The following is a 10,245-nucleotide window of genomic DNA, read 5'->3' as shown; positions in this document are numbered from 1 at the left end:
AGCCCCGTCGAGTCGGCACCCCCGACGCGAACGGAGTATAGCTCAGCTTGGTAGAGCGCTGCCTTCGGGAGGCAGAGGTCGTAGGTTCGAATCCTGCTACTCCGACCAAAGAACATCTGTAAAAACGGCCACTGGCTCTTCGGAGCGGTGGCCGTTTTTCGTTTGCTTCTCTTTTAGGCTCCATACAGGTGCCAAGCGTCAGAAGGCTAGCTGACGCCATCACCTCACGCACCCAAGAGCCGAGTTAGTATTCACGCTTCTACTGGAAATTTTCTCCTGGATGAATTTCATTCATATTGAGGATAAAAATCCTTCACTGGTGGTGGAAGTTAAAGGGCTGCCAAAATGCAGCCAACTTAAGACACATACCACCTCGGAGTATTCATGGCACACGATTTGCTCACCCAACGACTCGACCAGGGTCCCCTCATTTGTGCCGAAGGCTTCCTGTTCGAGCTTGAACGGCGCGGTTATCTCTCTGCCGGTGAGTTCGTACCCGAGGTAGCGCTGCTGCGCCCGGACGCGCTGGAAGCGTTGCACCGTGATTTCCAGCATGCGGGATCAGACATTGTGCAGGCGTTCACCTACAACGGCCACCGCGAAAAAATGAGGGTAATCGGCAAGGAAGACCTGCTGGAACCGCTGAACCGGGCTGCCCTGAGGATTGCTCGCAAGGTCGCCGATGAAAAGGTCGGTAATCTGATGGCCGGCAACATTTCCAACAGCAACGTCTGGGACCCTGAAGACCCGGCCTCACAGCAGAGTGTGCGTGCCATGTTCGACGAGATGGTGCAATGGGCCGTAGAGGAAGGCGCTGACTTCATCATCGCAGAAACGTTCTACTATGCCGGAGAAGCCGAAGCAGCCCTGGACGCGATCAAGGCTAAGGGACTGCCTGCCGTCGTCACCCTAGCGCCGATGGCCGAGAATCGCATGATCGATGGCCCCGGCATCGTGGAAACCTGTGTTGCCCTTGAGAAGAAGGGAGCCAGCGTGGTCGGCCTGAATTGCTTCAGAGGGCCGGACACCATGTTGCCCTGGATCCAGCAGATCCGCGATGCCGTTGCCTGCCATGTGGCGGCGCTGCCGGTGACCTATCGCACCACCGAGCAGGAGCCGACCTTCTTCAACCTCTCCGACAATCAGGGGTGCAGCTGCCCGGCTCCCCACGGACGCCCTTTCCCGACCGCCCTGGACCCACTGTTCTGCAATCGCTACGAACTCGGTGCCTTTGCTCGCAAAGCTCATGCTCAGGGAGTCAACTATCTCGGCGTATGTTGCGGCGCATCGCCGATGCACGTGCGTGAGGTGGCCATGGCGGTGGAGCGTGAGCCGGAAGCTGCCCAATTTGCAGAGCGCATGGAGAATCACTTCATGTATGGCTCTCACGATCGCTTGCCGGACCATATTGCCGCCCTGGGGGAGAAGGCCTAACAAGGTGCAGATGGAAACCCGTTGATCTAGACAGCCACGGAAACCCGGACAGTGTGCATCCGCACCATAGTCATGCCGTGCTTTCCAGCGTCGCGCCAGCATCCATACTGATGGATACGCTCATCGGCGTTCTGGGAGCTCCTCATGCAACGCTTATCGCTGGAACCCGCCGTGCTTCACGTCGCGCGACTCACACCCTTGCTGGAGTGGCTGCAAACGCATCTGGCGCTGCCGATTCTGCTGCGTACCCCGTACAGCGCTTGTCTCGAGCTGCACCGCAAAGGCCATAACAGTCATGTGTTACTGCTCGAGGAGCATCCCGAGGCACTCGCCGGTACGCTACGCCTGGAAGCCGACAACCCGGAATTCGAGCGTCTTGCGCCGCTGCTGACGCGCCAGGGAGCGCGCTGTCTGGAAGCGTCACGCGAACATCCTAGTGCCTCGCGTGGCTGTGCCTGGCGGGTACTGACCATGCCACTACCCGGTGATTGGCAGCTGATGCTGCTGGCTCTCGATCCACGCCGCTGCCAACCCTTGGGACCGCACGGACTGGCACCTTGATGCGCCCCATCATTCATCGTCTTCGTGCGCGCGCTGAACACGCTCGGCCATGGCCCGGCGCTGTTTGTTGCGACGGTAACGACGTATCAGCGCCACCCAGCACGCGGCGAGGAGCATCAGCGCCAAGGTCGCGCCCTGCCAGGGGCGTGCCGCGTCGCCCAGACACGTTTCCAACGTCATGATCAGGATGAATCCCAGGGCCTGACTGGCGATGGCTGCCGCGCGCAACCCATCGATCCCATAGCGCGAAATCACCATGTATTCTCCCCCTTCCACCTCGCTCTGACGCCGCGCGAGGACTTCAACTCAGCCCCCTTGCTAAAGAGGCGACTCCAAAAGCGTTAGTGTAACGTGTCAGGCATCGCGATTCTCATCGCCACCGTGAGGCTCCCCATGCCGCCCATCATGCTCGGCTCCGTGCCGCTACCACCTGCACCTCTCTACGCCGCCATCGCGGCGCTCACACTGCTGGGGCTCGGCGCGTTGTTGCGCCTGCCCCGCACACGGCGACGCCAGTGGTTGAGCGGTACATTGGTGGCGGCGCTGATCGGGGCGCGTCTGATGTACGTCGTGCTGCATTTCGAGGCTTATCGCCAGGCGCCGTTCGAGGCCGTCACGCTGTGGCAGTCCGGATATCATCCGCTGGGCGCCTTGCTCGGTGCCTTGACATGGACACTGTGGCGCTTGCGCGACCTGTCCGCGCGCCAGGTACGCCTGGCCACCGGCACGCTCGTGACATGTAGCGCCTTATGGTGGGGATTGAATGCCTGGCAGCCGCTGGTGGGCGAGCCTCCGCCCGCGCAGTTGCCGAACCTGACCTTGAAGACCCTCGACGGCACCCCGACGCCCCTCGAAACGCTGACGTCGGCGTCTCCGCTCATCCTGGTGCTGTGGCGCAGCGACTGCCGGGAATGCCGTCACACGCTGGCAAGGCTTGCCGACCTGAATCGCGACGCCGCCACCGTGGTGACAGTCAACGAAGGCCAGACATTGCTACAAGCTGCACGCTATCTCGACGCCCGGCATGCCTCCTTCCCCCATGACCTGCGTGACCCGCAACAACGCCTGCAGGCCTATTTCGGCATGCCCGCCCTGCCGCTGGTACTGCGCCTCGACGCCCACGGCAAGCTGCGCGATTACCAGATAGGCGAGATTTCCACGGCGCATCTCATGCGCTGGCTTTCGCCTACGACCTGAAAACGCAATCGCCTGTTAAGCCCTTCGCCGCTTTCCGGTAGAATACCGCGCCCCGCCGTCCTGCATGCTCCCCCGGCAAGACGGCGCGCCACGTACCGTTATATCATCATCATCCCGAGGCATCATGAGCGAATTCATTCCGGGCCAGCGCTGGGTCAGCGACGGCGAAGCCGAGCTGGGGCTGGGCACGATCCTGAGCTGTGACGTCCGAAGCGTGACCGTTCTCTTTGCCGCCAGCCAAGAAACGCGCACCTATAGCGTTCGCCAGGCACCGCTGACCCGCGTGGTCTTCGGCACCGGCGACCGGATCGAAGCCGCCGACGGCCGCACGCTGACCGTTGACGACACCAAGGAAGCCAACGGGCTGCTGGTGTATATCGTCGAGACGGCAGACGGCGAATACGACGAGCTTCCCGAAAGCCGCCTCGCCGACAGCATGCGCTTTCAACAGGCGCGCGACCGACTGCTCACCGGTCAGGTCGACCGCAACGACTGGTTCGAGCTGCGCTATCGCACCCTGCACCACTATCACCGCATCGCCCAGAACCCGGCGAACGGCCTGGCCGGACCCCGTGTGGACCTTATCCCTCACCAGATGTACATCGCCGACGAGGTCTCGCGCCGTCATGCGCCGCGCGTACTGCTTGCCGACGAAGTGGGCCTGGGCAAGACCATCGAAGCCGGTTTGATCCTCCACCGTCTGCTGCTCACCGGACGTGCCGAACGCGCGCTGATCCTGGTGCCCGACAGTCTGAGCCATCAATGGCTGGTCGAGATGCTGCGCCGCTTCTCGCTGCATTTCACGCTGCTCGACGAGCAGCAAAGCCAGCACAGCACGGGCAACCCCTTCGAGAGTGCCCAGCTGGTACTGGCCAGTCAGCAATGGCTGTTCGCCAATCCGCATCGTCAAACCCAAGCCCTGGCCTGCGACTGGGACCTGCTGATTGTCGACGAGGCCCATCATCTCGACTGGACGCCCGAAGCCAGCGGCCCCGGTTATGCCTGTGTCGAGCAGTTGGCGCGCGTCATCGACGGCGTGTTGCTGCTCACCGCCACGCCCGAGCAGATGGGCCAGGCCGGCCATTTCGCGCGGCTGCGCCTGCTCGATCCAGAGCGCTACACCAGCCTGGAAGCCTTCGCCGCCGAAGAAGCGGGCTATGCCAAGGTCGCCGAGGCAGTGGACGCCCTCGAACGCCTGCCCGGTGATGCTGCGGATCGCGACGCCGTGGGCGCGGTCATCGACGACGCGGACAGCCAGGCGCTGCTCGAGACGCTGTTCGACCCCGAAAGCGACGCGGCACAGCATCAAAGCGCCCGCCGCCAGCTCCGCGAGCAGTTGCTCGACCGCCACGGCACCGGCCGGGTGATGTTCCGCAACAGCCGCCGCCATGTCGCCGGCTTCCCTGAGCGCCATTTGCACATCACGCGCCTGACCCCGCCATCCAACTACCGCCGCGAACTGCGCAAACTGGATCGCGACATGGACTACCTCGATGACCTGCTGATCGCTACCGGGCTCGATCATCCCGAGGTGCTGCTCTATCCCGATGCCATGTATCGTGCACTGAGCGATGACGTGTCGAGCGTCGCTTCGCCGGGCGACGTTGCACTCAACGCCGAACCCTGGTGGCAGATCGACCCGCGCGTGACCTGGCTGCTGGAGCGCCTCACCGAGGTCGGCCGCGACAAGGTGCTGGTCATCGCCCACGACCGCACAACCGCCAGCGACCTCAGCGAGGCACTGCGCGTGCTGGGCGGGTTCCAGGCGCCGGTGTTCCACGAGGGTATGACGCTCATCGAGCGCGACCGGGCGGCGGCCGCCTTCGCCGACGACGAAGACGGCTGTCAGGTACTGGTATGCTCGGAAATCGGCTCCGAGGGGCGTAACTTCCAGTTCTGCCGCCACCTGGTGATGTTCGATCTACCCGCGCACCCCGATCAGCTCGAGCAACGCATCGGCCGCCTCGACCGCATCGGCCAGCAACACGCCATCGAGCTCTACGTGCCGGTGTTCGAAGACAGCCCCGGCGAGCGCCTGCTGCGCTGGTACGACGAGGGCATGCGCGCCTTCAACGCCCCGCATGGCATCGGCAGCGAACTCTACGATGCCTTCGGCGACAGCGTGGCCGACTCCCTGCTCGACAATGATTCCCTCGAAGAGGTCATCGCGGAAACGCGCGCCTATTTCGAAAGCCGCCTCGCTGCGCATGAGGCCGGTCGCGACCGGCTGCTGGAATGGAACGCCTGCCGCCCGGAACGCGCCCAGAGCGTCACCGAGGCCATTCGCGAGCTGGACGAAGACACCACACTGCCACGTTACGTCGACAAGGCCCTGGACGTGTTCGGCGTCGAGAGTCGCGACCTCGGGGGCGATATCCAGCACCTGCTGGCGGGGCCGCACATGCTCGACGGTCTGCCGGGCCTGGTCAAAGGCGAGGAAGGCTTCTCGGCGACGTTCGACCGACAGCGCGCCCTGGCCCGCGACGACGTGCAGCGCCTCTCCTGGGAACATCCGCTGGTGCGCGAAATGATGGAGCGCATCCTCGACGGCACCCTCGGCAATACCGCGCTGGCGCTACTTCAGCATCCGGCGATTCCCGGCGGCCGACTGATGGCCGAGTTGGTGTTCCGGACCCATTGTCCAGCGCCCAAGCACTTGAATGTCGGACGTTTCCTGCCACCCACGGCGGTTCGTTTGCTGCTCGACGAGTCAGGCGCCAACCTGACGCAGAAAGTCTCGTTCGGGGGCTTGGCGAAGAACCTCAAGAAGGTCAAGAAGGCCGTCGCGCGCGATCTGATCAAGTCGCGCCATGCGCAATTGCGCGAGCTGTTGACCAACGCCGAGGGCGAGGCCGAGAACGAGTTACCAAGCATCGTCGAAGCCGCACAGACGCGCATGCGCGAGACGCTGGACACCGAGCTGGCGCGTCTCAAGGCCCTGGCGCGCCACAACCCGGCAGTACGCGACGCGGAAATCGACGCCCTGGCCCATGAGCGTCAGGCGCTGGATACGGCCATCGACGCCACGCGGCTACGCCTTGACGCGGTACGGGTGATCGTCACCGTCGACCCGCCCGAATGAGCCCGGACCGTGAGACCTGATATCAGCGGCCGAGAATCGCCTTCAAGGCGCTATCCAGCGTCGGATAGTGAAACGTGAACCCCGCCGCTTCCAGGCGCGCGGGGCGCATGCGAGCGCCGGTCAGCAACAAGCGTGACATCTCACCCAGGGCCAGCCGCAGCAAGCCAGCGGGCACCGTCATCAGCGCGGGGCGATGCAAATGATGCGCCAAGGTACGCGTGAAGTCGGCATTGGTGACGGGATGCGGCGCAGAGGCATTGAAAGGCCCTTCAAGGTCATCCCGCTCGAGCAACAACAGCACGATGCGCACTAGATCCTCGCGATGAATCCACGGCATATACTGACGTCCGCTTCCCAAGCGGCCTCCCAACCCCAAGCGGAAAGGCAGGAGCAATTTGCTCAATGTGCCGCCACCGGCGTCGAGTACCAGCCCGGTGCGCAACAGCGCGACTCGCACGCCCAGCGGCTCGGCCGCGCGTGCCGCCGACTCCCACTGCGCGCACAGGCGATGGGCGAACTCGTCGGTGGGCGGGGTTTGCTCGGTGACGTCGCGCTCTCCCTGATCGCCGTAAAATCCCATGGCCGATCCGGAGACCATGACTCGCGGCGGCGTCTCCAGGCGCTCGCACAGCGTCACCAGCTCGCGCGTGATGGTGAGTCGCGAGGCACTCAAGCGCTGCTTCTGCGCCTCGCTCCAGCGCTTGTCGGCGATGGGCTCGCCGGCGAGATTGACGATTGCCTCGGGTGCGTCGTCCGTAAAGGCCATGACCGACTCGCGGATCTCGATGCCCTCGGGCAGATGCGTCTGCGCCCGGGCTGGGGAGCGCGATACCACCAGCAACCGATGGCCAGCTTCGTGCAGGCGATGACAGAGCAGTCGTCCAACGAAACCGCTACCGCCGGTGATCAGGATGCGCATGATGGCTCTCCGAATACGTATTATACGACCGTTGTACAATTTGCTAGAGTTGTCCAGGTAAACATGCATTGGCCTGGCTGGAAATCATAGCCCATGGCAACCTGCCACGTGACTATCGTCGCCACACGAGACGTCACGTCATTCATCTTCCAGGAGATCGCTCGATGAGCCACGCCTTGATCCTACTCGCCCATGGCTCCAGCGATGCCCGCTGGCGCGCCCCCTTCGAGACGCTCGAGCACGACCTTCGCGCACGCCTCGAAACCCCTGCCGTCCTCGCCTACATGGAGCTAAGCGAGCCCTCACTGGAAACCCGGGTCGCCGAACTGTATGACCAGGGCCATCGACGCCTCGATATCTTGCCGCTGTTTTTCGCCGCCGGGCGTCATCTACGCCAGGACGTTCCGGACCAGCTCGAAGCCTTGCGCGCTCAATACCCCCAGACGACATTGACACTGCTCGACCCCGTCGGCCAACACCCAGCCTTCGTCGAAGCATTGGCGGGCATCGTGACGGCCCGCGCAGAAGCGCCAGCGGAACAATGAGACGTGATGAATATTGTACAAAATCATTGCGACGTACAACTTCATCCCCCATGCTAAGCGGCAAGATTCACAGGAGGAACCTAAGCGCATGAGTGAACAGGCGATGGATCCGGCCAGCTCGCCGCTGTACCCGATCCGCGAGGTTTCACGGCTGACCGGCGTCAACTCCGTGACCTTGCGCGCTTGGGAGCGCCGCTACGGCCTGATCCGTCCGCAGCGCACCCCCAAGGGACACCGTCTCTATGCACGCGAGGACATACGGCGCGTCGAACGCATTCTGCAATGGCTCAACCGAGGCGTTCCCGTCAGTCAGGTGCGCGATCTGCTCGAGCAGGCAGAACCTGAGGTCAATGACGTCCCGTCACCGGATATCAGCGACTGGGAAGGCCAGCGCCAGCGACTACTGCAGGCCGTCGACGCGCTGGATAGCGATACGCTTGAGGTGCTGTTCAACCGCAGCATGGCGCTTTATCCCGCCGGCTTGTGCGTGGCCGAGTTATGGCAGCCGGTGATCGATCAGCTCGAGGAACGCTGGAGCGATCAATTCGGTGCCGAGTTGCAGCGCCGCTTGCTGGAAAGCTTCCTGCGCACACGGGTCGGCATTCGCCTGTACCACGCCAACCAAGCCACGCGAGGTGCACGCCTGCTGCTGTTGCGTCTGCCCGAAGAACGCGACCTGTTGCGCCTAATGCTTTTAGCGCTGGTGGCGTCCGCCTCGGGATTTCGGGTCGACTGGCTGGATACCGACCTGCCGCTCAACGAGTTGCCGCTGGCTGCAGAGCGCTTCAAGGCAGATGCCGTACTCATGACCAGCGGATATGCCGAGCGCAGCGATCTCATTCGACGTCAGTTGCCGCGTGTGGCGGAGCAGCTCGAGATACCGCTGTGCCTGGTCGGCCCTGTGGCACGCATCCGCGGGACAGAGCTGGAAAACACCCAGGTCGCTTCGCTCGGTGACGAACTACCCGCCGCGCTCAGCCGCCTGCATGGGCTGCTGGGGCGCTAGTTTTCGTATAAAGCCCAATCCTCATAACCACGCCTGAGAGTGGCCATGTCCGATGTGCAATTGATGTGGTTCCGCAGCGACCTGCGAACCCTCGATAATCGTGCCCTGCAAGCCGCCGCCGAACGCGGACCAGTGATCGCCGTGTTCCTGACCAGCCTTCCACAGTGGCAACGTCACGACCACGGCGCCAACAAGGTCGACTTCTGGTTACGCGGCGTGGCCGCGCTTCGCGAGCATCTTTCTGGCCTCAATATTCCCCTGCTGCAACGGCGCATCGCGACCTACGACGAGGCGCCTGCGGCGCTGCTCGAAATAGCGCGCGAGCATGGCGCCAGCGCGCTGCACTTCAATCGCGAATACCCTCTCAACGAGCACCGCCGCGATGCAGCCGTGGAGTCCGCCTTTCAAGCCACAGGTATCGCAACATGGGGGCATACCGACGCGGTGGCCTATGCCCCCGGCGAGCTGCTCACCGGCAAGGGCGAGCCGTATAGCGTCTTCACACCATTCGCCAAGGCCTGGCATCGTCAGTTGGCATCACGCCGCATCGCCCTGGTGGAAGAACCCGCTCCCCAAACTCCGTTGGGCATCGACGCCGACCCGCCGCCCTCACGCGATCTCGAGACGCTGGACGACGCGCCACTTGACCCGAGTTTTTGGCCCGCGGGGCAGGACGAGGCCGGCGACCGGCTCGAGCGTTTCCTGCGCTTTCGCGGCCATCACTACAAGCGTCAGCGCGATTTTCCCAAGCTGCCCGGCACCAGCGAGCTGTCTCCCTACCTGGCGCTGGGCATGATCTCGCATCGCCAGTGCCTGCACGCGGTGATGAGCAACAACGAGGGGCAGCTGGCCGACGGCGATGCCGGCCTCACCGCCTGGGCCAACGAATTGATCTGGCGCGAGTTCTATCTGCATATCGCCGCCAGTTTTCCCGACATCAACCGTCACCGCCCTTTCCAGTCGCACACCAAGGCCCTGGTCTGGCGCGACGATGACGCTGGGTTTCAGGCGTGGTGCGAAGGGCGTACCGGCTACCCGCTGGTCGATGCCGCGATGCGCCAGTTGGTCCAGCGCGGCTGGATGCACAACCGCCTGCGCATGGTCGTGGCGATGTTCCTGTCCAAACACTTGCTGATCGACTGGCGCCGTGGCGAGGCCTTCTTCATGCGCCACCTCGTCGACGGCGACTTCGCCTCCAACAATGGTGGCTGGCAGTGGGCCGCTTCCACCGGCACCGATGCCGCGCCCTATTTCCGCATCTTCAACCCCACCACCCAGGCGGAACGCTTCGACCCGGAAGGCCGCTTCATCGCGGAATACCTGCCGGAACTGGCCGAGTTGCCGCTCAAGTCGCGCTTCTTCCCTGACGCTACGCAACGCCGACAAACCGGCTACGCCACCCCCATCGTCGACCACAAGGCGGCACGCCAACGCGCGCTGGACGCCTTCAAGTCACTGACGACGTAACCAACGCACCACCTAGGCATACGCCCCGGAGGAC

At 63.6% G+C, this 10,245-nt stretch carries 9 protein-coding genes and 1 tRNA gene; 8 read left to right on the top strand and 2 right to left on the bottom strand.

Annotated elements, in window-relative coordinates; translation table 11 throughout:
- Nucleotides 1–31: 31 nt before the first annotated feature.
- From L1073_RS16440 to L1073_RS16430, 3 genes are all read left to right on the top strand, one after another.
- A tRNA-Pro gene (locus L1073_RS16440) sits at nucleotides 32–108 on the top strand.
- A 276-nt stretch (nucleotides 109–384) separates the two neighbouring features.
- Nucleotides 385–1,434, top strand: coding sequence for a homocysteine S-methyltransferase family protein (locus L1073_RS16435; RefSeq protein ID WP_246901123.1), 1,050 nt, complete (start codon nucleotides 385–387; stop codon nucleotides 1,432–1,434).
- A 144-nt stretch (nucleotides 1,435–1,578) separates the two neighbouring features.
- A complete protein-coding gene (locus L1073_RS16430) occupies nucleotides 1,579–1,995 on the top strand; it encodes a hypothetical protein (protein ID WP_246901122.1) in 417 nt (138 codons plus the stop codon).
- 9 nt (nucleotides 1,996–2,004) lie between these two features.
- Here the strand turns inward: L1073_RS16430 and L1073_RS16425 are convergent, their stop codons facing one another.
- Nucleotides 2,005–2,253 (bottom strand): hypothetical protein, encoded by a 249-nt coding sequence (locus L1073_RS16425; protein WP_246901120.1) that lies wholly within the window; start codon nucleotides 2,251–2,253, stop codon nucleotides 2,005–2,007.
- Nucleotides 2,254–2,388: 135 nt separating this feature from the next.
- On the opposite strand from L1073_RS16425, the gene L1073_RS16420 reads away from it, so the two are divergent.
- Nucleotides 2,389–3,192, top strand: coding sequence for a TlpA disulfide reductase family protein (locus tag L1073_RS16420; RefSeq protein WP_246901118.1), 804 nt, complete (start codon nucleotides 2,389–2,391; stop codon nucleotides 3,190–3,192).
- Between the two features lie 124 nt (nucleotides 3,193–3,316).
- Entirely contained in the window at nucleotides 3,317–6,274 is a 2,958-nt protein-coding gene (gene rapA / locus L1073_RS16415; RefSeq protein ID WP_246901116.1) for an RNA polymerase-associated protein RapA, read from the top strand.
- Nucleotides 6,275–6,296: 22 nt separating this feature from the next.
- Here rapA and L1073_RS16410 read toward each other — a convergent pair whose 3' ends face one another.
- The gene (locus tag L1073_RS16410) at nucleotides 6,297–7,193 is read right to left on the bottom strand and encodes a TIGR01777 family oxidoreductase (protein WP_246901113.1); all 897 of its coding nucleotides are present in this window, start codon (nucleotides 7,191–7,193) and stop codon (nucleotides 6,297–6,299) included.
- 68 nt (nucleotides 7,194–7,261) lie between these two features.
- Here L1073_RS16410 and L1073_RS16405 point away from each other — a divergent pair, with 68 nt between their 5' ends.
- The 3 genes from L1073_RS16405 (at nucleotide 7,262) to phrB (ending at nucleotide 10,211) form a co-directional block, all read left to right on the top strand.
- Nucleotides 7,262–7,738 (top strand): sirohydrochlorin chelatase, encoded by a 477-nt coding sequence (locus L1073_RS16405; protein WP_281506124.1) that lies wholly within the window; start codon nucleotides 7,262–7,264, stop codon nucleotides 7,736–7,738.
- A gap of 88 nt (nucleotides 7,739–7,826) precedes the next feature.
- Entirely contained in the window at nucleotides 7,827–8,744 is a 918-nt protein-coding gene (locus tag L1073_RS16400) for a MerR family transcriptional regulator (protein WP_246901109.1), read from the top strand.
- A gap of 45 nt (nucleotides 8,745–8,789) precedes the next feature.
- Nucleotides 8,790–10,211, top strand: a complete 1,422-nt coding sequence (phrB, locus tag L1073_RS16395) for a deoxyribodipyrimidine photo-lyase (protein ID WP_246901107.1) — start codon at nucleotides 8,790–8,792, stop codon at nucleotides 10,209–10,211.
- Nucleotides 10,212–10,245: the final 34 nt, after the last annotated feature.

The sequence above is a fragment of the Chromohalobacter nigrandesensis genome (assembly GCF_023061285.1).
GTDB lineage: Bacteria > Pseudomonadota > Gammaproteobacteria > Pseudomonadales > Halomonadaceae > Chromohalobacter > Chromohalobacter nigrandesensis.
The sequence above is the reverse complement of the archived record's forward strand: the minus strand, read 5'-3'. Positions and strand labels throughout refer to the sequence as shown.